The sequence below is a fragment of the Streptomyces sp. NPDC023838 genome, assembly GCF_040639555.1.
GTDB lineage: Bacteria > Actinomycetota > Actinomycetes > Streptomycetales > Streptomycetaceae > Streptomyces.
In genome coordinates, this window is record NZ_JBFAAD010000025.1 from 12,819 (window position 1) to 36,563 (window position 23,745).

General features: G+C 73.2%; 18 protein-coding genes. 9 read left to right on the forward strand and 9 right to left on the reverse strand.

Annotated features, from left to right (window positions below; all coding sequences use genetic code 11):
* Window positions 1-2 precede the first annotated feature (2 nt).
* From AB0G17_RS26245 to AB0G17_RS26255, 3 genes are read right to left on the reverse strand one after another with little or no spacing between them, the layout of a single operon-like run.
* Window positions 3-932: a hydroxymethylglutaryl-CoA lyase gene (locus AB0G17_RS26245; protein ID WP_361387833.1), complete on the reverse strand. Its 930-nt coding sequence runs from the start codon at window positions 930-932 to the stop codon at window positions 3-5.
* An 8-nt stretch (window positions 933-940) separates the two neighbouring features.
* Window positions 941-2,917 (reverse strand): acetyl/propionyl/methylcrotonyl-CoA carboxylase subunit alpha, encoded by a 1,977-nt coding sequence (locus tag AB0G17_RS26250; protein ID WP_361387836.1) that lies wholly within the window; start codon window positions 2,915-2,917, stop codon window positions 941-943.
* A 14-nt stretch (window positions 2,918-2,931) separates the two neighbouring features.
* Window positions 2,932-4,563, reverse strand: coding sequence for a carboxyl transferase domain-containing protein (locus AB0G17_RS26255; protein WP_361387839.1), 1,632 nt, complete (start codon window positions 4,561-4,563; stop codon window positions 2,932-2,934).
* Window positions 4,564-4,682: 119 nt separating this feature from the next.
* Here AB0G17_RS26255 and AB0G17_RS26260 point away from each other — a divergent pair, with 119 nt between their 5' ends.
* Together AB0G17_RS26260 and AB0G17_RS26265 are read left to right on the forward strand one after the other, a co-directional pair.
* On the forward strand, window positions 4,683-5,276 hold the full coding sequence (locus AB0G17_RS26260) for a TetR/AcrR family transcriptional regulator (protein WP_361387627.1): 594 nt from the start codon (window positions 4,683-4,685) through the stop codon (window positions 5,274-5,276).
* 140 nt (window positions 5,277-5,416) lie between these two features.
* On the forward strand, window positions 5,417-6,196 hold the full coding sequence (locus AB0G17_RS26265; RefSeq protein WP_361387630.1) for a phosphatase: 780 nt from the start codon (window positions 5,417-5,419) through the stop codon (window positions 6,194-6,196).
* A gap of 122 nt (window positions 6,197-6,318) precedes the next feature.
* Here the strand turns inward: AB0G17_RS26265 and AB0G17_RS26270 are convergent, their stop codons facing one another.
* The 3 genes from AB0G17_RS26270 to AB0G17_RS26280 form a co-directional block, all read right to left on the reverse strand.
* Window positions 6,319-7,182, reverse strand: a complete 864-nt coding sequence (locus AB0G17_RS26270; RefSeq protein WP_361387633.1) for an acyl-CoA thioesterase II — start codon at window positions 7,180-7,182, stop codon at window positions 6,319-6,321.
* A complete protein-coding gene (locus AB0G17_RS26275) occupies window positions 7,179-8,336 on the reverse strand; it encodes an acyl-CoA dehydrogenase family protein (RefSeq protein WP_361387636.1) in 1,158 nt (385 codons plus the stop codon). The genes AB0G17_RS26270 and AB0G17_RS26275 overlap by 4 nt, the downstream gene beginning before the upstream one ends.
* A 77-nt stretch (window positions 8,337-8,413) precedes the next feature.
* Window positions 8,414-9,859, reverse strand: coding sequence for a helix-turn-helix domain-containing protein (locus AB0G17_RS26280; RefSeq protein ID WP_361387639.1), 1,446 nt, complete (start codon window positions 9,857-9,859; stop codon window positions 8,414-8,416).
* Window positions 9,860-10,015: 156 nt separating this feature from the next.
* Between AB0G17_RS26280 and speB the strand changes: the two genes are divergently transcribed.
* The 7 genes from speB (at window position 10,016) to AB0G17_RS26315 (ending at window position 20,271) form a co-directional block, all read left to right on the forward strand.
* Window positions 10,016-10,990 carry an agmatinase gene (gene speB / locus AB0G17_RS26285; protein WP_361387642.1) on the forward strand — a complete coding sequence of 325 codons (975 nt, stop codon included), beginning with the start codon at window positions 10,016-10,018 and terminating at the stop codon, window positions 10,988-10,990.
* Window positions 10,991-11,065: 75 nt separating this feature from the next.
* Window positions 11,066-12,739: a thiamine pyrophosphate-binding protein gene (locus AB0G17_RS26290; RefSeq protein WP_361387645.1), complete on the forward strand. Its 1,674-nt coding sequence runs from the start codon at window positions 11,066-11,068 to the stop codon at window positions 12,737-12,739.
* Between the two features lie 204 nt (window positions 12,740-12,943).
* The gene (locus tag AB0G17_RS26295) at window positions 12,944-13,927 is read left to right on the forward strand and encodes a serine hydrolase (protein WP_361387648.1); all 984 of its coding nucleotides are present in this window, start codon (window positions 12,944-12,946) and stop codon (window positions 13,925-13,927) included.
* Between the two features lie 149 nt (window positions 13,928-14,076).
* Window positions 14,077-17,784: an ABC transporter ATP-binding protein gene (locus AB0G17_RS26300; protein WP_361387651.1), complete on the forward strand. Its 3,708-nt coding sequence runs from the start codon at window positions 14,077-14,079 to the stop codon at window positions 17,782-17,784.
* A 78-nt stretch (window positions 17,785-17,862) separates the two neighbouring features.
* The gene (locus AB0G17_RS26305; RefSeq protein WP_361387654.1) at window positions 17,863-18,228 is read left to right on the forward strand and encodes a hypothetical protein; all 366 of its coding nucleotides are present in this window, start codon (window positions 17,863-17,865) and stop codon (window positions 18,226-18,228) included.
* Window positions 18,229-18,336: 108 nt separating this feature from the next.
* Window positions 18,337-18,714: a hypothetical protein gene (locus AB0G17_RS26310; RefSeq protein ID WP_361387842.1), complete on the forward strand. Its 378-nt coding sequence runs from the start codon at window positions 18,337-18,339 to the stop codon at window positions 18,712-18,714.
* A gap of 129 nt (window positions 18,715-18,843) precedes the next feature.
* On the forward strand, window positions 18,844-20,271 hold the full coding sequence (locus AB0G17_RS26315; RefSeq protein WP_361387657.1) for a S28 family serine protease: 1,428 nt from the start codon (window positions 18,844-18,846) through the stop codon (window positions 20,269-20,271).
* A 48-nt stretch (window positions 20,272-20,319) separates the two neighbouring features.
* Here AB0G17_RS26315 and AB0G17_RS26320 read toward each other — a convergent pair whose 3' ends face one another.
* From AB0G17_RS26320 to AB0G17_RS26330, 3 genes are all read right to left on the reverse strand, one after another.
* Complete coding sequence (locus AB0G17_RS26320) at window positions 20,320-20,847, reverse strand: hypothetical protein (RefSeq protein WP_361387660.1); 528 nt, start codon at window positions 20,845-20,847, stop codon at window positions 20,320-20,322.
* Between the two features lie 120 nt (window positions 20,848-20,967).
* Window positions 20,968-22,797: a glycoside hydrolase family 3 protein gene (locus AB0G17_RS26325; protein ID WP_361387663.1), complete on the reverse strand. Its 1,830-nt coding sequence runs from the start codon at window positions 22,795-22,797 to the stop codon at window positions 20,968-20,970.
* Between the two features lie 139 nt (window positions 22,798-22,936).
* Entirely contained in the window at window positions 22,937-23,737 is an 801-nt protein-coding gene (locus AB0G17_RS26330; protein ID WP_361387845.1) for a sugar phosphate isomerase/epimerase family protein, read from the reverse strand.
* Between the last annotated feature and the right edge of the window lie 8 nt (window positions 23,738-23,745).

Consider the following 23,745-nt stretch of genomic DNA (forward strand, 5'->3'; position numbering starts at 1 on the left):
GGTCACTCCTTGTGGGAGTCGGGGGAGAGGGCGCGGACGGTGCGGGACGGGCTCGGCCGTCCCAGCTGCTCGGCGAGCCAGACGCTGGTGGCGGTGAGCCGGCCGAGGTCGACCCCGGTGTCGATACCGAGGCCCTGGAGCATCCACACGAGGTCTTCGGTGGCGAGGTTTCCGGTGGCGGACTTGGCGTACGGACAGCCGCCGAGGCCGCCCGCCGAGGCGTCGACCGTGGCCACGCCGTGCTGGAGCGCGGCGAGGGTGTTGGCGAGCGCCTGGCCGTAGGTGTCGTGGAAGTGCACCCCGATCGCGGAGGTGGGCACGCCCTCCTCGTTCAGCGCCGCGAGCAGGCTCCGGACGTGCGCCGGGGTCGCGACCCCGATCGTGTCCCCGAGGCTCAGCTCGTCGCAGCCCTGGTCCATCAGGGCCTTGGCGACCCGGACGACCTGGTGGACGGGGACGGCTCCCTCCCACGGGTCGCCGAAGCACATCGACAGATAGCCCCGGACGTGGACCCGCTGCTCCTTGGCGCGGGCCACGACGGGCGCGAACATCTGGAGCGACTCGTCCACCGTACGGTTCAGATTGGCCTTGGCGAACGACTCCGTGGCGCTGGCGAAGACCGCGATGCGGCTCGCGCCGAGCGCGAGCGCCCGGTCCAGGCCGCGCTCGTTGGGCACCAGGACCGGCAGCGCCACGCCCTCGATGCCACTGACCATCGGGAACAGCCGCTCGGCGTCGGCCAGTTGGGGCACCCACTTGGGGTGCACGAAGCTGGTCGCCTCGATGGTGGTCAGGCCCGCGGCCGCCATACGGTGGATGAACTCGGCTTTGATCTCGGTGGGGACGACGGCCTTCTCGTTCTGGAGGCCGTCGCGGGCCCCGACCTCGTGGATCCGTACGGAGGCGGGCAGGTCCCGCGCCGGTACGACCATGGGCAGCGTCACTGGTCCTCCTCCTTCGCGGGCGCCGCGGTCTCCTTCGGGGTCACCACGGCCAGGACCTGGTCCATGGCCACGGTCGAGCCGGGGGAGACGTCCAGCTCGGTGACGGTGCCGGCGTGCGGGGCGGAGATGACGTGCTCCATCTTCATCGCCTCGACGACCAGCAGGCTCTGGCCCGCCTCGACCTCGTCCCCGACGGCCACCTTGACGACGGTGACGGTGCCGGGCATCGGCGCGGCCAGCGTGTCCACGCCGCCGCGCGCGGCGCCGGTGAGGCTCGCCGCGACGGGGTCGTGGTCCAGCACGTGCCAGCTGTCGCCGTCCCGCCCGAGCCAGGTCCCCTCCGGGGAGGGGACGGTGGTGAAGGTGTGGGTGAGGCCGTCGAGTTCGACCGAGACGTGGCCGGGGGAGACCCGCCCGAGGGCCTCGCCCCGTACTACGTGAGTGACGGGTTCGAGTCCCGGTACTCGGAACGGGAAGGCCAGCGGCGCCGGTTCGCCGCCCAGACGCCAGCCGCTCGGCACCGCGAACGGGTCCAGCCACGCACCCGTGGGCGCGGGCCGCAGCCCCTCCTGGCGCACCAGCGCCGCCGCCGCGTACACCTCCTGCGGCACCCCGTCCGGCACCAGGCCGTCGGCCTCGCGCTCGACCAGGCCCGTGTCGAGGTCGCCCGCGACCACGTCCGGATGGGCGAGCAGCCGCCGCAGGAAACCGGCGTTGGTGGGCACGCCCAGGGTGACCGTGTCGGCCAGGGCGGCCCGCAGCTTGCGCAGCGCGGTCGCGCGGTCCGGCCCGTACGCGATGACCTTGGAGAGCATCGGGTCGTAGAGGCTGCCCACCTCCGTGCCCTCGCTCAGCCCCGAGTCGGTGCGCACCCCGTCGCCCTGCGGCTCGCGCAGTGCCAGGACCGTGCCGCCCGAGGGGAGGAAGCCGCGGGAGGGGTCCTCGGCGCAGATGCGGGCCTCTATGGCGTGGCCGGTGAGGGTGATGTCCTCCTGCCCGTACGGCAGTTCCTCGCCGGCGGCGACGCGCACCTGCCACTCCACCAGGTCCAGGCCCGTGATGAGCTCGGTGACCGGGTGCTCGACCTGGAGGCGGGTGTTCATCTCCATGAAGTAGTACGAGGACGGGTCGTTGCCGGGGACGATGAACTCCACCGTGCCCGCGCCCGCGTACCCGCAGGAGCGGGCCGCCTGGACCGCCGCCTCGCCCATCGCGGCCCGGGTCCTCTCGTCGAGCAGGACCGAGGGGGCCTCCTCGATGATCTTCTGGTGGCGGCGCTGGAGGGAGCACTCGCGCTCGCCCAGGTGCACCACGTTCCCGTGGCCGTCGGCGAGGACCTGGATCTCGATGTGGCGGGGGCGGTCGATCCACCGCTCCACCAGGAGCGTGTCGTCGCCGAAGGAGGCGCGGGCTTCGCGGCGGGCGGCCGCGATCTCGTCGGCGAGCGCCGCCTCGTCGCGGACCAGCCGCATGCCCTTGCCGCCGCCGCCCGCACTGGGCTTCAGGAGCACCGGCATGCCGATCTCCCGGGCGGCGTCGGCCAGTTGGCCGTCGGTGAGGCCGCTGCCCGAGGAGCCGGGCACCACCGGGACGCCCGCCGCCTTCACGGTCTCCTTGGCCCGGATCTTGTCGCCCATCAGGGAGATCGCGTCCGCCGGAGGGCCGATGAAGACCAGGCCCGCCTCGGCGCACGCGCGCGCGAACGCCGCGTTCTCGGCGAGGAAGCCGTAGCCCGGGTGGACGGCCTGCGCGCCGCTCTTGGCGGCGGCCTCCAGGAGCCGGTCGATGGAGAGGTAGCTCTCGGACGCGGCCGCCGGGCCGATCCGCACGGCCGTGTCGGCCTCGCGCACGTGCCGGGCGTCCGCGTCCGCGTCGCTGAACACCGCGACCGAGCGCACCCCGAGGGCGCGCAGGGTGCGGATGACGCGGACCGCGATCTCGCCCCGGTTGGCGACGAGGACTGTGTCGAACATCGTCATGGTCCGCCTCACATCCGGAAGACGCCGAAGCCGGGCGCCGAGTAGTCCCGCTGGGGGAGGGGGGCGTTGGCACAGGCCGTCAGGGCGAGCCCGAGGACCTGGCGGGTCTCGATCGGGTCGATCACCCCGTCGTCCCACAGCCGGGCCGTCGCGTAGTAGGCGTTGCCCTGCTGTTCGTACTGGGCGCGGATGGGGTCCTTGAAGGACTCCTCGTCCTCGGCCGGCCAGGTCTCGCCGCGCGCCTCCAGCTGGTCGCGCTTGACCGTGGCGAGCACCGAGGCGGCCTGCTCGCCGCCCATCACCGAGATCTTGGCGTTGGGCCACATCCACAGGAAGCGCGGCGAATAGGCGCGGCCGCACATCGAGTAGTTCCCCGCCCCGTACGACCCGCCGACCACGACCGTCAGCTTGGGGACGCGGGTGCAGGCCACGGCGGTGACCATCTTGGCGCCGTGCTTGGCGATGCCGCCCGCCTCGTAGTCCCGCCCGACCATGAAGCCCGAGATGTTCTGGAGGAACACCAGCGGGATGCCGCGCTGGTCGCACAGCTCGATGAAGTGGGCGCCCTTCTGGGCGGATTCGGAGAACAGGATGCCGTTGTTGGCGACGATGCCGACCGGGTGGCCGTGGATCCGGGCGAAGCCGGTGACCAGCGTCTGGCCGAACTCGGCCTTGAACTCCTGGAAGCGCGAGCCGTCGACCACGCGCGCGATGACCTCGCGGACGTCGTACGGCGTGCGCGAGTCGACCGGCACCGCCCCGTACAGCCCGTGTGGGTCGGCCTTGGGCTCCTCCACGGGCTCCACGCTCCACGGGAGCTCACCACGCGCGGGGAGGGTGGCCACGATGTTGCGCACGATGCGCAGCGCGTGCGCGTCGTCCTCGGCGAGGTGGTCGGTGACGCCGGAGGTGCGCGAGTGGACCTCGCCGCCGCCGAGCTCCTCGGCGGTGACGACCTCGCCGGTGGCGGCCTTCACCAGCGGCGGGCCGCCCAGGAAGATCGTGCCCTGGTTGCGGACGATCACGGCCTCGTCGCTCATCGCCGGGACGTACGCCCCGCCGGCCGTGCAGGAGCCGAGGACCGCCGCGATCTGCGGGATCCCGGCGCCCGACATCCGGGCCTGGTTGTAGAAGATCCGGCCGAAGTGGTCCCGGTCGGGGAAGACCTCGTCCTGCATCGGCAGGAAGGCGCCGCCCGAGTCCACCAGGTACAGGCAGGGCAGCCGGTTCTCCAGCGCCACCTCCTGGGCGCGCAGGTGCTTCTTCACCGTCATCGGGTAGTACGTACCGCCCTTGACCGTGGCGTCGTTGGCCACGATCACGCACTCGCGGCCGCTGACCCGCCCGATCCCGGCGATGACTCCGGCGGCGGGCGCCTGGTCCCCGTACATCCCGTCGGCCGCGAGCGGCGCGAGCTCCAGGAAGGGCGAGCCGGGGTCGAGCAGGGTGTCGACCCGGTCGCGCGGCAGCAGCTTGCCGCGCGCGACATGGCGCTCGCGGGCCCGCTCGCCGCCGCCGAGCCGGGCCGCGGCCAGTCTGGCGCGCAGCTCCTCGCCGAGGGCGCGGTGCGCCTCCTCGTTGGCCCGCCACGCCTCGGACGCGGGATCAGCCGCGCTCCCCAGGACCGGTGCCTGCTGCATCGTGTCGAGCCCCCTTGCCCGTACGAAGTCTTCGGTGAGATCCGGCCGCATGTTAATGACCGTTAACTCATTTCCTCCAGGTTAACGAGCGCTAACCGCGTTGTCTAGAATGAATTCTCATGAGCACCCGGACCGATGCCCCCACCCGACGCGAGCAGATCCTGCGCGAGGCCGCGCGCCTCTTCGCCGAGCGCGGCTTCCACGGCGTGGGCGTCGACGAGATAGGCGCGGCGGTGGGCATCAGCGGCCCCGGCCTCTACCGGCACTTCGCGGGCAAGGACGCGATGCTGGCGGAGCTGCTGGTGGGGATCAGCGGGCGGCTGTACGACGGCGGCCGCAAGCGCGTCGCCGAGGCGGACGGGGGCCCCGAGGCGGTCCTCGGCTCGCTCATCGACGGCCACATCGACTTCGCCCTCGACGACCGGGCGCTGATCACCCTCCACGACCGCGAGCTCGACCGGCTGCGCGACAGCGACCGCAAGCTGGTGCGCCAGCTCCAGCGGCAGTACGTGGAGCTGTGGGTCGCGGTCGTCCGCGAGCTGTATCCGCACGGCTCCGAGGCCGAGGTCCGGGCCGCCGTCCACGCGGTCTTCGGGCTGCTCAACTCGACGCCGCACCTGGGGTCGTACGGGGCGGGGCTGCCGGGGCGCGCCGCCACGGAGGCGCTGCTGCGGCGGCTCGCGCACGGGGCGTTCACGGCGCTCGGCGGATAGCCGGGGCTCCGCCCCGGACCCCTGTTCGTCCGCGGGCCGGTGGTCCGTTGTGCCCACCCGCTCCGCCCCGCGGAACGCCTGCCCACAACGGGAGTGAGACAGGCGCCCTCGCCTTAGCGGCACCGGGCAGAATGGGGCGCATGCCGATACCCAGCCGTGCCGCTCTCGTCGACCACCTCGTCCGCACCCGTATCGCCGGAGACGTCGCCACTCCCCGCGACAACAACCTCTCCCACTACCGCAAGCTCGCCAACGGCGACCGCCACTACTGGCTGGGCCTGGAGCTGGGCGACCGCTGGACCGACGAGCAGGACGTGCTCGCCGTGATGGCCGAGCGCTGCGGCGTCGTCGACGACCCCGGCCACCGCACGGGCCAGGACACCATCGACCCCGAGCTGACCGTCGACGCCCTGGAGCGGATGGCGGCGCGGCTGCGCAAGGCCGTGGCGGGCAAGCAGCGGGTGCTGTTCGCGACCGGTCACCCCGGGGCGCTCATCGACGTGCACAGCCGGACGGCGGCCGCCCTGCGGGCCGCGGGCTGCGAGATCGTGCGCATCCCGGACGGGGTCGCCGCCGACGAGGGCTGTGTGGTGCAGTTCGCGGACGTCTCGCTGTACGAGCGCGGCGCGTCCCTGTGGCACACGCACTCGCCCGCGCCGATGGCCGCGATCCTGGACGCGCTGGAGCGTGAGGGGCGGGCCCTGCCGGACCTGGTCGTCGCGGACCACGGCTGGGCCGGCTGCGCGGCGCAGCGCGGGATCGACGCGATCGGTTACGCGGACTGCAACGATCCCGCGTTGTTCCTCGCGGAGGCGGAGGGGACGCTTCAGGTCGCCGTGCCGCTTGATGACCACGTCGTGGACCCGCGCTACTACGAGCCGATGACGGAGTATCTGCTGGGCGCGGCGGAGTTGGTCTGAGGTCGCGCCGTTGGGGCGGGGGTGGGTTCTCGTCCGCGGACCGTGGGTGGCTGGTCGCGCAGTGCCCCGCGCCCCTAAAGACAGGCGGACGAGCTCATCGCGTACGTAAAGGCAGGCCGCCTTCAGGCGCGCGGTACCCGGACCACGCCCTCCTGGATCACCGTGACCGCCAGGCGGCCGTCCTGGGTGTAGATGCGGGCCTGGCCCAGGCCCCGGCCCGCCGAGGCCGACGGGGACTCCTGGTCGTACAGGAGCCATTCGTCGGCCCGGAACGGCCGGTGGAACCACATCGCGTGGTCCAGGGACGCGCCCACCACGTCCCCGACCGCCCAGCCGCCCCGGCCGTGCGCGAGCAGCACCGAGTCGAGCAGCGTCATGTCGGAGACGTAGGTGGCGAGCACGATGTGCAGCAGCGGGTCGTCCGCCAGCTTGCCGTTCGTACGGAACCAGACCTGCGAGCGCGGCTCGCGCGGGGTGCCGACGCTGGCCCACGGCGGGGCGTCGGCGTAGCGCAGGTCGACGGCCGCGCGGGCCTCGACCAGGCGCGCGGCGACGTCCGCGGGCAGATGGCGCGGCAGCATCTCGGCGGCCGTCGGCAGCGACTCGGGGTCCGGCGCGGGCGGCATGTCCGCCTGGTGCTCAAGCCCCTCCTCGTACGTCTGGAAGGACGCGGAGAGGTGGAAGATCGGCTGCCCGTGCTGGACCGCCACCACCCTTCGGGTGGTGAAGGAGCGGCCGTCGCGGATGCGGTCGACCATGTAGACGATCGGCGCGCCCGGGTCCCCGGCGCGCAGGAAGTACGCGTGCAGGGAGTGCGCGAGGCGGTCCCCGGGGACGGTGCGGCCGGCGGCGACCAGTGCCTGCGCCGCCACCTGCCCCCCGAAGACGCGGGGTACGAGCGCCGAGCGTGAGCGGCCCCGGAAGTAGTCCCGCTCGATCTGCTCCAGGTCGAGCAGATCGAGCAGGGCATCCAGAGCCTCGGTCACAGACCCATGTCCTTGGCGATGATCGTCTTCATGATCTCGCTGGTGCCGCCGTAGATCCGGTTGACGCGGTTGTCGGCGTACAGACGGGCGATCGGGTACTCGTTCATGAAGCCGTAACCGCCGTGCAGCTGGAGGCACTTGTCGATGACGCGGTGGGCGACCTCGGTGCAGAACAGCTTGGCGGAGGCGGCCTCGGCCGGGGTCAGCTCGCCCGCGTCCAGGGCCTCCAGGGCGCGGTCGGCGACCGCCTCGGCGGCGTCCACCTCGGCCTGGCAGGCGGCCAGTTCGAACTTGGTGTTCTGGAAGTGCGCGACCGGCTTGCCGAAGACGGTGCGCTCCTGGACGTACTCCTTGGCGAACCGGACGGCGGCCTTGGCCTGCGCGTAGGCGCCGAAGGCGATGCCCCAGCGCTCGGAGGCGAGGTTGTGGCCGAGGTAGTAGAAGCCCTTGTTCTCCTCGCCGAGGAGGTCCTCGACCGGGACCTTCACGTCGACGAACGCCAGCTCGGCGGTGTCGGAGGTCTTCAGGCCGAGCTTGTCGAGCTTGCGGCCGATGGAGTAGCCCTCGGACTTGGTGTCGACGGCGAACAGCGAGATGCCGTGGCGGCGGTCCTCGGCGGTGGGGGCCGCGGTGCGGGCGCAGACGATGACGCGGTCCGCGTGGACGCCGCCGGTGATGAAGGTCTTGGCGCCGTTGAGGACGTAGTGCGTGCCGTCCTCGGAGAGCTTGGCGGTGGTCTTCATGCCCGCGAGGTCGGAGCCGGTGCCCGGCTCGGTCATCGCCAGGGCCCACATCTCCTCGCCGGAGACGAACTTCGGCAGGAAGCGCTTCTTCTGCTCGTCGCTGGCGAGCATCTTGATGTACGGCAGGCCGAGCAGTACGTGCACGCCGGAGCCGCCGAACTGGACGCCCGCGCGGGCGGTCTCCTCGTACATCACGGCTTCGAACTTGTACGACTCGATGCCGGCGCCGCCGAACTCCTCGTCGACGCGGATGCCGAAGACGCCCAGCTCGGCGAGCTTGTAGTAGAAGTCGCGCGGCGCCTGGCCGGCGGCGAACCACTCGTCGTAGACCGGGACGACCTCGGCCTCGATGAAGGCCCGGATGGTCTCCCGGAACGCCTCGTGGTCCTCGTTGAATACCGTACGGCGCACGGAGCCTCTCCTTCGACGGTGGCGGCGGCTTTGGCTAAGCGCTTGCTCAGAGCTTGAAATACGAAGTTACCCGGCGGTCACTCGCACTGTCCAGAGTGAGCCTGCGCACGTCCCGCCGCACCCCGCAGCGCCAGCCACAGCTCGGTACGGACATCCATGTCGTCCAGGTCCGCGTCGAGCAGCGCGGCGCAGCGGGCCAGGCGCTGGCGGACGGTGTTGCGGTGCACGCCGAGGGCCGCCGCCGTGCGGTCCCAGCTGCCGTGCAGCGAGAGCCAGGTGCGCAGGGTCGTGAGCAGCGGTTCGGTGAGCGGGGCGAGCAGCCGGCGGGCGTACGCGGCGGCCTCCTCCGGGTCCACCAGCGAGGCGTACCCGCCGGTGTGGTGGCGGACGAGGGGCGAGCGGGCGGCCTCGGCCCGGCGCAGCGCCCGGGCGGCCTGCGCGTCAGCCGCGGCCAGCTCCCCGGCCCCGACGGGCGCACTCGCCCCCAGGGTCCAGCCGGGGTGCGGGCCGACGGCCTGCCCGCCGGGGACGAGCACGCGCGCGTGGCCGTCGCCCGCCTCCACCAGCGGGCTGCCGAGGTCGGGCGGGGCGCCCTCACCGCGCGCGTGGACGACGGTCCAGGGCGCCTCGCCCAGCAGCGGCGCCACCTCGGCCGGGGCCGCTCCCAGCAGCAGCCGCACCAGCGCGGCGGAGCGGGCGGCCTCGTCCGCGCCCTGCCGCTCGGCGGTGAGCAGCGAGAGCAGGACGGCCGCGACCCCGGCGATGGTGTGGTCCCCGGGCTCGCGCCCCGGCGCCGCGACCCCGAGGGCGAGCCGCCGCGCCCCGGCGAGCGCGTAGGCGGCGAGCTGCTCCCCGGCGACGGCGTCGGTGGCGGTCAGCGCCTTGGGGCCGCCGGAGGCCGGACCGCTCACCACCGCCGCCAGCCGCCGCACCGCGTCCCGCACCGCGCCCGGCCGCTCGGGCCCCGAAGCGGCCAGCACCCCGCCGTCCGCGTCAAGGACCCCCGCCCAGCCCCCGAGCCGCGCCGCGAGCTGGTGCAGGACCGCCGGGACCGGGTCCGGGCGGGCGGCCGCCGCGGCGAGGCCCTGCTGGGCCTGCGAGACGCGGTGGAGCTCATGGTGGCGGGCCTCGGTCAGCAGCCCCCACACGGCCCGGGCGATCGCCGTGAACGTGGTCGGCGGCGGCACCTCCACCAGCGGCAGCCCGTGCCGCTCGCAGGCCGCCACCAGGGCCGCCGGAACCGTGTCGTACACCGGCGCGAGCCCGAAGCCGAGCGCCGCCGCGCCCGCCTCCGCGACCCGCGCCGCGTAGCGCTCCGGGTCCGTGAGCTGCACGCCCGCCGTGAGCAGCAGCTCCCCGCCCAGGAGGTACGGATACGGGTCGGCCATCTCCGAGGCGTGCACCCCGTGCACATCGGCCGTCTGCGGCCCGGCGATGTGCCGCAGCCCCAGGTCCGCGCGGGCCAGCAGCGCGGAGAGCGGGACGGGAGCGGTGGGCGGGGCCGCCGCGGGCTCGGCAGGCATGGCTACTCCGTACATCAGGGGGGCCGTAAGTGGAGGAAACGTACACTTCAGTATCGCTGGACCGCCGCCTAGGGTGGCGAGCGCGGGCTGCACCGGCCCGGAGGAACCACGGGCCGTCGGGTCCGTACGCAGGCCGATCACGAAGGGCACCCCGACATGAGCAGCAACGAAACGCCGCGCGGTCCGATCGACTCGTCCCGCGTCCCGCGGTACGCCGGGCCCGCGACCTTCGCCCGGCTGCCCCGCCTCGACGAGGTCGGCACCGCCGACGTCGCCGTCGTCGGCGTGCCCTTCGACAGCGGTGTCTCCTACCGGCCCGGCGCCCGCTTCGGCGGCAACGCCATCCGCGAGGCCTCGCGCCTGCTGCGCCCGTACAACCCGGCGCAGGACGCCTCGCCCTTCGCGCTCGCGCAGGTCGCGGACGGCGGCGACATCGCCGTGAACCCGTTCAACATCAACGAGGCCGTCGACACGATCGAGGCCGCCGCCGACGATCTGCTCGGCACCGGCGCCCGCCTCATGACGCTCGGCGGCGACCACACCATCGCGCTGCCGCTGCTGCGCTCGGTCGCCAAGAAGCACGGCCCGGTCGCGCTGCTCCACTTCGACGCGCACCTGGACACCTGGGACACCTACTTCGGCGCCGAGTACACCCACGGCACCCCGTTCCGCCGCGCGGTCGAGGAGGGCATCCTCGACACCGAGGCGCTCTCCCACGTCGGCACCCGCGGCCCGCTCTACGGCAAGCAGGACCTGACCGACGACGAGAAGATGGGCTTCGGCATCGTCACCTCGGCGGACGTCTACCGCCGCGGCGCCGACGAGATCGCCGACCAGCTGCGCCAGCGCATCGGCGACCGCCCGCTCTACATCTCGATCGACATCGACTGCCTCGACCCGGCGCACGCCCCCGGCACCGGCACCCCGGAGGCGGGCGGCATGACCTCCCGCGAGCTCCTGGAGATCCTGCGCGGGCTGGCCTCGTGCAACCTGGTCTCGGCCGACGTCGTCGAGGTCGCCCCCGCGTACGACCACGCCGAGATCACCTCGGTGGCCGCCTCCCACACCGCGTACGAGCTCACGACGATCATGTCCCGGCAGATCGCGGCGGCCCGCGCCACCGGCGCGTAGCGACCCCGGCCGAGGACGGGAGGCCGTACGCCGGCCGCCCGGCCTCGGCCCCCGGCTCCACCGAGAGGACGTGCAGTGACCCACGACCACCACGACCTGGTCCTGCGGCCCACGCCGCGTCAAGTGGAGGCGGCCCTCAACCCCCCGCCCGGCCGCATCGGCGGCGACCTCGTCGTGGAGACCCTGCGGGGGCTCGGCGCGACCACCGTCTTCGGGCTGCCCGGCCAGCACGCCCTCGGGATGTTCGACGCGCTGCGCCGCTCGTCGATGACGTACGTCGGGCTGCGCGCGGAGAACAACGCGGCCTTCGCCGCCGACGCGTACGGCCGGGTCACCGGCGAGGCGGCCCCGCTGCTACTGTCCACCGGCCCCGGCGCCCTGATGTCGCTGGCCGCCCTCCAGGAGGCGGCCGCGGCGAGCGCGCCCGTGCTGGCCATCGCCAGCCAGGTGCCGACGGCCGGACTCGGCGGCGGCCGCCACGGCTATCTGCACGAACTCCGCGACCAGCAGGGCTCGTTCCGGGACGTTGTGAAGTCCGTGCACACCGTCCGCGCCCAGTCCCAGATCCCGTCCGCGATCGCGGCGGCCTGGGAGTCGGCGCTGACCGCCCCGCACGGCCCGGTCTGGGTGGAGATCCCGCAGGACGTCCTGCTCGCCGAGGCCTCTCTGCCGGTCGTCACGGCCGTGGACGCCACCCCGCACGACCTGGTGCCGCGCCCCGAACTGACCGCCGTTGCGGGCGACTTGCTGACGAACGCGGCCCGCCCGGTGATCATCGCGGGCGGCGGTGTCGTACGCTCCGACGCCTCCGGCAAGCTCCGCGCGCTCGCCGAGAAGCTGGACGCGCCGGTGGTCACCACGTTCGGCGGCAAGGGCGCGTTCCCCTGGGAGCACCCGCTCTCGCTCCAGTCGTGGATGGAGGACCGGCACACCACGGACTTCCTGGAGGATGCCGACGTCCTGCTCGTGGTCGGCTCGGGCCTGGGTGAACTCTCCTCGAACTACCACACGTTCAAGCCGCGCGGCCGGGTCGTCCAGATCGAGGCGGACCTCGGCAAGCTGGAGTCCAACCACCCGGCGCTCGGCATCCACGCCGACGCCCGCACCGCGCTCTCGGCGCTCCTGGAGACCGTGGGCGAGCGCACCGACCCGGCGGCGGCCGAGTCCGTGCGGACCGTCCTCGCCAAGGTGCGCGAGCGCCTCGCGGGCCAGGACCTGGAGGCCGAGCAGCGGATCCTGGCGCAGGTGCGCGCGGCCCTGCCCGCCGACGCGCCCAGCTTCTGGGACATGACGATCCTGGCGTACTGGGCCTGGTCCGCCTGGCCGGGCGCGCTGCACTCGGCCCAGGGCGCGGGCGGCCTCGGCTACGCCTTCCCGGCGGCGATCGGGGCCGCGGCCGCCGACCCGACGCGGCCGGTGCTCGCGGTCTCCGGCGACGGCGGCGCGATGTACTCGATCGCCGAGCTCGCCACCGCGAAGCAGTACGGCGCGCCGGTGACCTGGCTGATCGTCGACGATGGCGGCTACGGCATCCTGCGCGAGTACATGACGGACGCGTTCGGCGAGGCCACCGCGACCGAGCTGGCCCGCCCGGACTTCGTCGCGCTCGCCGAGTCCTTCGGCGTCCCCGCGGTCCGTACGAGCGCGGAGTCGCTCCAGGAGGACCTGGGCAAGGCACTGGCGGCCCCCGGCCCGTCGGTGGTCGTCCTGCCCGCCGTACTGAAGATGTTCGCGCCGACGCATCTGTAGAGACGCATCTGTAGAGACGTATCTGCGGAGAGGCATCTGTGGAGACGCATCTGTAGAGCGGTTTCGGTATTGATCGCCAGTGACAGTTCTGTGACGGAGTCCGGCGACTTCGATGTACAACCTGTCCCGTCCCCGGTTGGTCAACTCAGGCGAGCGCATCAGCGAGATGCGCTCGCCTCATGACTTTCAGGGGACGGGGACGCTTTGCCCAGAACACTCCGCATATCCCGCCGCGCCCGGCACGGCGCGCTCTCCGTGGCCGTCGCGGCGGGCGTGCTCGCGCCGGTGGCGATCGCGGCCACGCCGGCTGCCGCCGCGTCAACGGTGACCTGCACCTCCGCCAAGGCCGGTCTCGCGGCCAAGCTGTCCAACGACATCACCTCGGCGCTCAAGGGCCGCTCGTCGCTGACGGCCCTGGCGGTGTACGACCGCTCGACCGGCACCAGGTGCGAGCTGCGGGCGACCGACACCTTCGACTCCGCGAGCGTGGTCAAGGCCACCGTGCTGGCGACGCTGCTGTGGGACGCGACCAAGCAGCACCGCTCGCTCACCTCGCGCGAGCGCGGCCTGGCCACCGCCATGATCACGCAGTCGGACAACGACTCGACGACGGCCCTGTGGAAGCAGCTCGGCACCGGCAAGGTGTCCGCGTTCCTCAAGGCCGCCGGGATGACCCAGACGACCCCGGGCTCCGACGGCTACTGGGGCTTGACCCGGATCACCGCCCGCGACCAGGCCAAGCTGCTCGCGCTGCTGACCTCCCGCAACTCGGTGCTCAGCGACGACGCCCGGGAGTACGAGCTCGGCCTGATGAGCCGCGTCGTCTCCGGCCAGCGCTGGGGCACGCCCGCGGGCGCCCCGGGCGGCACGACCGTCCAGCTCAAGAACGGCTGGCTGTCGCGCGCCACGCACGGCTGGCGGGTGCACAGCATCGGCGCCTTCACCGACGGCGGCCACGACTACGGCATGGCCGTCCTCACCGAGGACAACGCCACGATGAACCAGGGCATCGACACCATCGAGGCCGTCGCCCGCGCGGTCCACGCGGACCTCGGCCGTCCGGCCGAGGGCGGCAGGCCCTGGAACCCGCCGAAGTGGCAGAAGCCGGTCCTGCCGCAGGAGGCCGTCCCGCCGGTGCCCGAGGCACCCGCGGGCCGCGATCTCGTCACGGCGCTGCCGGGCCGCTAGCCCCCGTACGCCCCCAGGAAGGCCCGCCCGGTCCTACGACCAGAGGCGGGTCTTCCGCTTTCCGGGGCCCCGGAAATGTTGCCGCGGGATGAAATCCGCCGGTGACGGCGTTGCAGCCTTCCGGCGGAGCGGACCAACGGGAGGCACCAGTGACGGCGGCAGAGCAGGGGTGGGCACGGCGGCTCACCGGGTACGCCTGGAGGTACCGGCGCGATGTCGTGCTGGCGCTCGGGTCGTCGCTCGGCGGCATGGCGGTGATGGCTCTGGTCCCGCTGGTCACCAAGGTGATCATCGACGATGTGATCGGGGCCCACACCCGGTCCCTGGCGGTCTGGACGGGCCTGCTGATAGCCGCGGCGCTCGTCGTGTACGTACTGACGTACATCCGCCGCTACTACGGTGGCCGCCTCGCCCTCGACGTCCAGCACGACCTGCGCACCGAGATGTACGCGACGATCACCCGGCTCGACGGGCGGCGCCAGGACGAGCTCTCCACCGGCCAGGTCGTCGGCCGTGCCACCAGCGACCTCCAGCTCATCCAGGGCCTGCTCTTCATGTTGCCGATGACCATCGGCAACATCCTGCTCTTCCTGATCTCGCTGGCCGTGATGGCCTGGCTCTCCCCGCTGCTGACCGTGGTCGCGCTGGCCGTGGCGCCCGCGCTGTGGTTCATCGCCCGGCTCAGCCGCACCCGCCTCTTCCCCGCCACCTGGTACGCCCAGGGCCAGGCGGCGGCCGTCGCGGGCGTCGTGGACGGCGCCGTCTCGGGCGTCCGCGTGGTCAAGGGCTTCGGCCAGGAGGACCAGGAGACCGGCAAGCTCCGCGAGGTGGGCCGCAGGCTCTTCGCCGGCCGGCTGCGCACGATCAAGCTGAACTCCCGCTACACCCCGGCCCTCCAGGCCGTCCCCGCGCTCGGCCAGGTCGCCATGCTGGCGCTCGGCGGCTGGCTCGCCACCCGGGGCGAGATCACGCTGGGCACCTTCGTGGCGTTCTCCACCTATCTGGCGCAGCTCGTCGGGCCGGTGCGGATGCTGGCCATGGTGCTCACCGTGGGCCAGCAGGCCCGGGCCGGCGTCGAGCGCGTCCTGGAGCTGATCGACACCGAGCCGTCCATCGCCGACGGCACCAAGGAGCTGCCGGCCGACGCCCCGGCCACCGTCGAGTTCGACGACGTGCGCTTCGGGTACGAGGACGGGCGTCCGGTCCTGGACGGCTTCTCGCTGGAGATCCGCCCCGGCGAGACCGTCGCCGTCGTCGGCGCCTCCGGCTCCGGCAAGTCCACCGTCTCCCTGCTGCTGCCGCGCTTCTACGACGTCACCCACGGAGCCGTCCTGGTCGGCGGCCACGACGTGCGCGAGCTGACCCTGGCCTCGCTGCGCGCCGCCATCGGCCTGGTGCCGGAGGACAGCTTCCTCTTCTCCGACACCGTGCGCGCCAACATCGCGTACGGGAAGCCGGACGCCACCCAGGAGGAGATCGAGGCCGCCGCGCGCGCCGCGCAGGCGGACCGTTTCATCTCCCAGCTGCCCGAGGGCTACGACACCACGGTCGGCGAGCACGGCCTCACCCTCTCCGGCGGCCAGCGCCAGCGCGTCGCCCTGGCCCGCGCCATCCTCACCGACCCGCGCCTGCTGGTCCTGGACGACGCCACCTCGGCCGTGGACGCGCGCGTGGAGCACGAGATCCACGAGGCCCTCAAGTCGGTGATGGCCGGGCGCACCACGCTGCTCATCGCCCACCGCCGCTCCACCCTCAACCTCGCCGACCGCATCGCCGTCCTCGACGAGGGCCGCCTGGCCGCCCTCGGCACCCACGAGGAGCTCCAGCGCGACTCGGCGCTCTACCGCAGGCTGCTGACCGACCCCGACGAGCTGGGCGCGGTCTCGCCCGGTCACGTCGTGCCCGTCGAGGCGGTGGAGGACCGCACCGTACGGGACGAGCTGGACGCCGAGTTCGACGCCGAGCGGGGCATCACGCCCCCGCTGTGGATCCGCGAGGACAAGCCCGTCTCCTCCGCCCCCGGCGGCATGCCGGCCACCCCGGAACTGCTCGCCCAGGTCGAGGCGCTGCCCCCGGCCGACGACACCCCGCGCATCGACGAGGCCCGGGCCGTCCAGCCCGAGGAGTCCTACGGGCTGCGCAGGCTGCTGCGCGGCTTCGGCCGGCCGCTGGCCGTCAGCCTCGCGCTGGTCGCGGTCGACGCGGGCATGTCCCTGCTCCTTCCGGTCCTGATCCGGCACGGCATCGACCAGGGCGTCTCCAAACTGGCGCTCGGCGCCGTGTGGGCGGCCGCGGGCCTGGCCCTGCTGACCGTGGCGATCCAGTGGGCCGCGCAGTTCGGCGAGACCCGGATGACCGGGCGCACCGGCGAGCGCGTCCTCTACAGCCTGCGGCTGAAGATCTTCGCCCAGCTCCAGCGGCTCGGCCTGGACTACTACGAGCGCGAGCTCACCGGCCGGATCATGACCCGGATGACCACCGACGTCGACGCGCTGGCCACCTTCCTGCAGACCGGCCTGGTCACCGCGTTCGTCTCCGTCGTCACCTTCTTCGGCATCATGCTGGCGCTCCTGGTCATCGACCTCCAGCTCGCCCTCGTCGTGTTCGCCACCCTGCCGCCGCTGATCATCGGCACGTACTTCTTCCGCAAGCAGAGCGTGAAGGCGTACGAGCTGGCCCGCGAGCGGGTCGCGGGGGTCAACGCCGACCTCCAGGAGTCGGTGAGCGGACTGCGGATCGTGCAGGCCTTCGGCCGCGAGCGCGACGGCGCCGAGCGGTTCACCGCCCGCAGCGCCGACTACCGCAAGGCCCGCATCCGCGGCCAGTGGCTGATCTCGGTGTACTTCCCGTTCGTCCAGCTCCTGTCGTCGGTCGCGGCGGCCGCGGTGCTGATCATGGGTGCCCACCGGGTCGACGCGGGCACCCTGACGACCGGCGCGCTCGTCGCGTACCTGCTCTACATCGACCTGTTCTTCGCCCCCGTACAGCAGCTCTCGCAGGTCTTCGACGGCTACCAGCAGGCGGCCGTCTCCCTCAAGCGCATCCAGGAGCTGCTGCGCGAGCCGACCTCCACGGCGGCGGCCGAGGAGCCGCTGGACGTCCGCTCGCTCAAGGGCGACATCGCCTTCGAGGACGTCGACTTCTCGTACGGCGACGAGGAGGAGGCCCTGTCGGGCGTCACCCTGCGGATCCCGGCCGGGCAGACCGTCGCCTTCGTCGGCGAGACGGGAGCCGGCAAGTCGACGCTGGTCAAGCTGGTCGCCCGGTTCTACGACCCGACCGGCGGCCGGGTCACCGTCGACGGCACCGACCTGCGCTCGCTCGACATCACCGCCTACCGCCACCGCCTGGGCGTCGTCCCGCAGGAGGCGTACCTCTTCGCCGGGACCGTCCGGGACGCCATCGCCTACGGGCGGCCCGACGCCACGGACGCCCAGGTCGAGGCGGCGGCCCGCGCGGTCGGCGCGCACGACATGATCGCCACCCTGGACGGCGGCTACCTCCACGAGGTGGCCGAGCGCGGCCGCAACCTCTCGGCCGGTCAGCGCCAGCTGATCGCGCTGGCCCGCGCCGAGCTCGTCGACCCGGACGTGCTGCTCCTCGACGAGGCCACCGCGGCCCTGGACCTGGCCACCGAGGCGCAGGTCAACCAGGCCACCGAGCGGCTCACCGGCCGCCGCACCACGCTGGTCGTCGCCCATCGCCTCACCACGGCCGCCCGCGCGGACCGGGTGGTGGTGATGGACCATGGCCGGGTCGTCGAGGACGGCACCCACGACGAACTGCTCGCCCAGGACGGCCGGTACGCGAGCCTGTGGCGCACCTTCATCGGCGAGGACGAGCCCGCGGCGGTGTGAGCGGCTGAGTACGCGTACGTACGCGAATGAGTACCGGGGACGGTCCGCACGGCGGGCCGTCCCCGGTTGGATCGGGGCATGACCACGAAGACCGCGCCCGAGCCCGCCCTCACCCAGACCCTCTCGCTGCCCCGGCTGCGCACGGCGGCCGTGCTCTCGGCGTTCGCACTGATCCCGGCGACGGTCCTGGCGGTGATCGCGGTGGCCAGCTCGGACCGGTTCTCCCGGTGTCTGACCTACGGCGACTTCTACCCGGACTGCCGCTCCCACGGGGTGACCGACACCCAGCTGGGCTGGGCACTCGCCGTCGCCGGTCTCGCCTTCTTGTTGGTCCTGGCCGTGCCCGACCGCGCCCGGCGCGCCAAGGAGCTGCGCATGAGCGGCCTGGCCGTGCAGCTCGGCGCCGAGCTGACGTTCCTCGGGATGATCCTCAGCGCCGCCTGACCACCCGGCCCCGGGTCGGCGCAACCGCCGGTAGCCCCCGTGCGTCCGTACTCACATACGCTCATGTGACGGAAGGGGGCAAGTGTGTTCGGTGGGGGAAACCGAGGGCTGGGCGGACGGGCCGGCCCGGGTCTGACGGTGCTGGTGGCGACGGCTGCCCTGACGGTGCTCGGTCCGGGCGCGGGGAGCGCCGACGCGGTGGCTCCATGCAGTGGACGACAGGTCAAGACGGTCTCGTTCGCCACCGGCGTGCTGCGGGTCTACAAGACGCACGGGTACGCGTGCGCGGTCGCGATGGCCAAGTCGCCCGGCGCCAGACGGCAGATGTCCGTGACCATCCAGGCGCGCGGCGGCGGCCCGGTCTCCGACAGCGGCCGCTTCACCCGGCAGGCGGGCCCGGTCTCGGTGCACGCGATCAACCGCTGTGTACGGGCGTCCGGCTCGGTGGCGGGCAGCGGCGGCTCGACGGGCTGGATCCTGTGCTGAGCCGGGCCTGAACAGAGGATGACAACGCTGCCATAACGCGGCGCCGGGTCAATTGGGTCTGGTGGCGCGGGTGTTGACCCCGCTAGGTTCACGATGATCGCGTCACGTCGTGACCCCAGGGGAGAGTGCATGCGCAAGACGCTCAGATGGCTTCTTTCACTCGTCGTGCTCATAGGCACGGTGAGCGTGGTGGGAGCCACGGCAGGGGCGGCCACCGCCGCCGAGCCGGACCTCACCGCACCGGACATCAAAGACCGCATCCTGGCGATACCCGGGGTGAGTCTCATCGAGGAGAAGCCGTACCCCGGCTACCGGTACTTCGTCCTCAACTTCACCCAGCGGGTGGACCACCACAACCCGGCCGCCGGCACCTTCCAGCAGCGGATCACCCTGCTGCACAAGGACACCAGCCGCCCGACGGTCATGTACACCAGCGGCTACAGCGTGTCGACCAACCCGAGCCGCAGCGAGCCCACCCAGATCGTGGACGGCAACCAGGTCTCGGTCGAGTACCGCTACTTCACCCCGTCCCGGCCCGCCCCGGCGGACTGGAGCAAGCTGGACATCTGGCAGGCGGCCAGCGACCAGCACAGCATCTTCGAGGCCCTCAAGCCGGTGTACGCCAAGAACTGGCTGACCACCGGCGGCTCGAAGGGCGGGATGACGGCGACGTACTACAAGCGCTTCTATCCCAAGGACATGGACGGCGTGGTGGCCTACGTCGCCCCCAACGACGTCGTCAACAACGAGGACTCGGCGTACGACCGCTTCTTCCGGAACGTCGGCACCAAGGAGTGCCGCGACAAGCTGGAGGCGGTGCAGCGCGAGGCGCTGGTGCGCCGCAAGCCGCTGGAGGCCAAGTACGCGGAGTACGCGAAGGCCAACGGCTACACCTTCACCACGACCGGCTCCCTCGACAAGTCGTACGAGGCGGTCGTGCTCGACTACGTGTGGGCGTTCTGGCAGTACAGCCTGTTGTCGGACTGCGGCACCATCCCGGCGGACGCCCGGCACGCCACCGACCAGGCGATCTGGGACACGGTCGACACGATCTCCGGCTTCTCCTTCTACACGGACCAGGGCCTGGAGCCGTACACGCCGTACTACTACCAGGCGGGCACGCAGCTCGGCTCGCCGACCATCAAGCAGCCCTGGCTCGGCGGCCTGAGCCGCTACGGCTACCAGCCGCCGCGCCACTTCGTGCCGCGCTCCATCCCGATGCGCTTCCACCCGTCGGCGATGCCGCAGGTCGACGCCTGGGTCCGGCACCACGCCGACCACATGCTGTACGTGTACGGCCAGAACGACCCGTGGGGCGCGGAGCGCTTCCGCCTCGGCTCCGGGGCGCGTGACTCGTACGTGTACACGGTCGCGGGCGGCAACCACGGCTCGAAGGTGGCGGGTCTGGCGGCGGCGGAGAAGGCGGCGGCGACGTCGGCGATCCTGCGCTGGGCGGGCGTGCCCGCGACGACCGCGACCCAGGCCAGGCCCCTGGCGCGCTACGACGCGGCCCTGGACCGCCAGTCCATCGAGCGCGAGCCGACCCTGCGCCCGTAGGGGCCAGGGGTTCGTCCGCGGGCCGGCCAGGAAGGGGTGGGGTGGGGATCACAGGCGCCGCGCGCACCCCACCCCCTCCCCAGCCCCCGGCAGCTCCACATACAGGGCCGTCGACGCCGGGCAGTCCGGGCGGCGCGGCACCGCCGAAGTCACCCTGAACTCAGGGGCGTTGGCGCCCGAGCCGTCGCACGGCGTCTCCTTCACCTGCCCCACCCCCGCCCGGTACACGCAATCACCCACCACGGTGAAGGGGCCGCCACCCATCCCTGGGTCACCGGGATGCGGCGCCTCCAGGTTGCGCATACAGGCGTAACCGGAGGCCCCCTCGCCCCCGATGTACAGCACGAAGTCCGTGGACAGCGGGCACTCCACCGCCCCGCCCGCCCGCGCACCCTCCCGCCGCACCAGCACCCGCGCCACCGCCCGCTCACTGGTGCACGGCACCTCACGGAACGCCTGCCCCCGCGCCGCACAGTCCCCGCTCCCCAGGAACGTGGCGCCGTAGGACGGCGCGGCGGACGAGGCCGGGGGAGCCGGGGTGGCCGGGGCCCGCTGGCAGCCCGTCAGGAGCAGCACCCCGCCCCACCCAGCGGCCAAAACGGCCCGAACCAGCCTTGTGGCACCGTACTCGTACATGTCCGACCCCCCGCACCAGCGTGACCGCTCACGCGGAGAACACGCCAGAGGGCCCGGGGGTTATCTCTGGTACGACAGCCCGTACCCGATCGGGTACAGAACCCGGGTCGGATGGTCCCCGCGCGGCACCGCCACCGGCAGCCGCCCGGCGGGCTCGGCCCGTCCCGCCAGGACCCGTACCGCCGCCCGCAGTTCGACGTCCGTCCAGGAGTAGGTGGCGAGCGAGGCCGCGTACCCGCTGAGGTGCGCGATGTCGTACGGGTTGCGGATCGCGAGGTGCACCACCGGCACGCCGGTCGCGCCGAGCGCCGCCACCAGCCGGGCCTGCGCCCCTCCCGCCCCCGCGTTGTACGTGCCGACGACCACCGCGTCCCTGCCGCGCGCCGCCGCCACCGCCGCGTCGATCTGCGCCTGCGAGGGCAGGGTCCCGGTCGGCAGCGCGGTCGCGGTGAAGCCCAGTTCGTTCAGGGCCTTCGCCAGAACGGCCGTCGGGGGGCCGGTCGTCCCGGACGGCGACGCCGGGTCGGCGCCCACGACCAGCACGTTCCGGTGGCGCCGCCGCGACAGCGGCAACAGCCCGCCCGCGTTGGCGAGCAGCGTCGTCGTCCGCTCGGCCACCGCGTCGGCGGCGGCCAGGTGCGGCCGGGTGCCCACCACCCGGTCCACGCCGGACCGCGAGACGTACGGGTGGCTGAACAGGCCCCGCCGCTCCTTGAGTGCCAGGATCCGCAGGATCGATTCGTCGAGCCGGGCCTCGCTGATCTCGCCGCTGGTGACCGCCGCCATCACACCGTTCCAGGCCACCGCCAGGTCCGGCGGGTTGAGCAGCTGGTCGGCTCCGGCCTTCAGGGCGAGCACCGGCACCCGGTCGTCTCCGTACTTGTCCCGTACGCCCTGCATGCCGAGCGAATCGGTGACGATCACCCCGCGGTAGCCGAGCTCCTCGCGCAGGATGCCGGTGAGGATCGGGTGCGACAGCGTCGCCGGGTCGTTGGTCGCGTCCAGCGCCGGGAACTGGATGTGCGCCGTCATGACCGAGTCGATCCCGGCGGCGACCGCGGCCCGGAACGGCGGCGCGTCCAGCCGCTCCCACTCCTCGCGGGTGTGGGTGATCACCGGGATGCCGGTGTGGCTGTCGACCGTGGTGTCGCCGTGCCCGGGGAAGTGCTTGGCGGTCGCCGCGATCCCCGCCTCCTGGTAGCCGCGCACCTCGGCCGCCACCATGCGGGCGACCGCGGCCGGGTCGGCGCCGAAGGAGCGGACGCCGATGACGGGGTTGGCCGGGTTGACGTTCACATCGGCGTCGGGGGAGTAGTTCTGCCGGATCCCCAGCGCACGCAGCTCGGCCCCGGCGACGCGTCCGACCGTACGGGCGTCGCGCGCCGACCCCCCGGCGCCGAGCGCCATCGCGCCCGGGAAGAGGGTGGCCGGGTAGCCGACCCGGCAGACGATGCCGTGCTCCTGGTCGGTGGCGATGAGCAGCGGCACGGGCGTGGGCTGGGCGAGGCCGGCCCGCTGGATGCCGTTGGAGAGACCGGCGATCTGGTGCGGGTCGCGGGTGTTGTGCGCCCAGGTGAAGTAGATGATGCCGCCGACGTGGTACTTGGCGATGAGCTCGGCGGCGGTGCGCACGCCCATCTCGCTCATGTTGGCGTCGATGTCGGCCTGGTCGGGTGCGGTCGCGGAGTGTCCGTACACCCGCATCACGAAGAGCTGGCCGACCTTCTCCGCCAGGGACATCCGGGAGACGATCCGGCGCAGGCGGTCGTCGGGGGCGCGCCGGGCCTGGGCGTGCGCGGGGAGCGCGGGCCCGACGGCGGCCGCGGCGGCCGTCGCGGCGGCGGTGGCGAGGAGGGTGCGTCTGGAGGTGCTGGAGGTGCGGTGCGACACGGGCACTCCATCCCTAGGTCTGGAAGAAACTTCCAAACCGAACCGATAACCGGAAAGTTATTGCCGGTCAAGGGGGCGCGCGTCACCCGCCCGGAACGGGGCGCCGGGGCCCGAGCGTTCCGGGCGGGGCGGGAGTGGCTCAGGAGTCGAGGGGAGGCGGATGCGCCGACGGCGCCGCCCCGGCGAGCAGCGTGGCCAGCCGCTCCCGCCCCGCGCTCAGCAGCCCCGGCAGCTCCGCCGCGTCCGGGTACCAGCGCTTCTCGTACTCCCAGCACAGCCAGCCGTCGGGGCCGAGCGGCGCCAGGCAGTCCGCGAGTGGCAGCACCCCGGCCCCGAGCGGCAGCGGGGTGGTGTCCTGGGCCGAGGCGATGTCCTTGACCTGGACGTATCCCAGGTGCGGGGCGAGCGCCGCGTACGACTCGGCCGGGCTCTCGCCGCCGAGCCAGGTGTGCATCACGTCCCACAGCGCGCCAAGACCGGGCGCACCGGCCCGGTCCAGGACGCGGGCGACGGCCGCGCCCGTGCGGTGCGAGTCATGCGTTTCGAGCAGGACCCGCACCCCCCGGTCGGCGGCGAGCGCGGCCACCGACCGCAGCCGCCGCACGGCGATGCCGTCGTCGTCCGGGCCGCCCCGGCCGCCGGGGAAGACGCGTACGTACGAGGCGCCGAGGTCGTGCGCGAGCTCCACGAGCGCGTCGAGCGGCTCGGCGTCGTCGGGGTCGGCCACGCGCGCGTACCCGGCGACGGTGAGCACGCGGACGCCGTGCTCCGCGAACTCCGCCGCCACGGACGCCCGTTGGCGGGCGCCGATGCCCGGGTGCACCGGCTCCTCGGGGTGGGCGCGGAGCTCGACGCCGTCATAGCCGTGCGCGACGGCGAGGCGGACGACGTCGGGGACTGGCAGCCCCGGCACCCCGAGGGTGGAGAACGCGTACCGCACGCCGCCCC

Excerpts from the sequence above, each read along its gene's own strand:
- AB0G17_RS26245 (WP_361387833.1), bottom strand. The coding sequence starts at position 932 with ATGGTCGTACCGGCGCGGGACCTGCCCGCCTCCGTACGGATCCACGAG.
- AB0G17_RS26250 (WP_361387836.1), bottom strand. The coding sequence starts at position 2,917 with ATGTTCGACACAGTCCTCGTCGCCAACCGGGGCGAGATCGCGGTCCGC.
- AB0G17_RS26255 (WP_361387839.1), bottom strand. The coding sequence starts at position 4,563 with ATGCAGCAGGCACCGGTCCTGGGGAGCGCGGCTGATCCCGCGTCCGAG.
- AB0G17_RS26260 (WP_361387627.1), top strand. The coding sequence starts at position 4,683 with ATGAGCACCCGGACCGATGCCCCCACCCGACGCGAGCAGATCCTGCGC.
- AB0G17_RS26265 (WP_361387630.1), top strand. The coding sequence starts at position 5,417 with ATGCCGATACCCAGCCGTGCCGCTCTCGTCGACCACCTCGTCCGCACC.
- AB0G17_RS26280 (WP_361387639.1), bottom strand. The coding sequence starts at position 9,859 with ATGCCTGCCGAGCCCGCGGCGGCCCCGCCCACCGCTCCCGTCCCGCTC.
- speB (WP_361387642.1), top strand. The coding sequence starts at position 10,016 with ATGAGCAGCAACGAAACGCCGCGCGGTCCGATCGACTCGTCCCGCGTC.
- AB0G17_RS26305 (WP_361387654.1), top strand. The coding sequence starts at position 17,863 with ATGACCACGAAGACCGCGCCCGAGCCCGCCCTCACCCAGACCCTCTCG.
- AB0G17_RS26315 (WP_361387657.1), top strand. The coding sequence starts at position 18,844 with ATGCGCAAGACGCTCAGATGGCTTCTTTCACTCGTCGTGCTCATAGGC.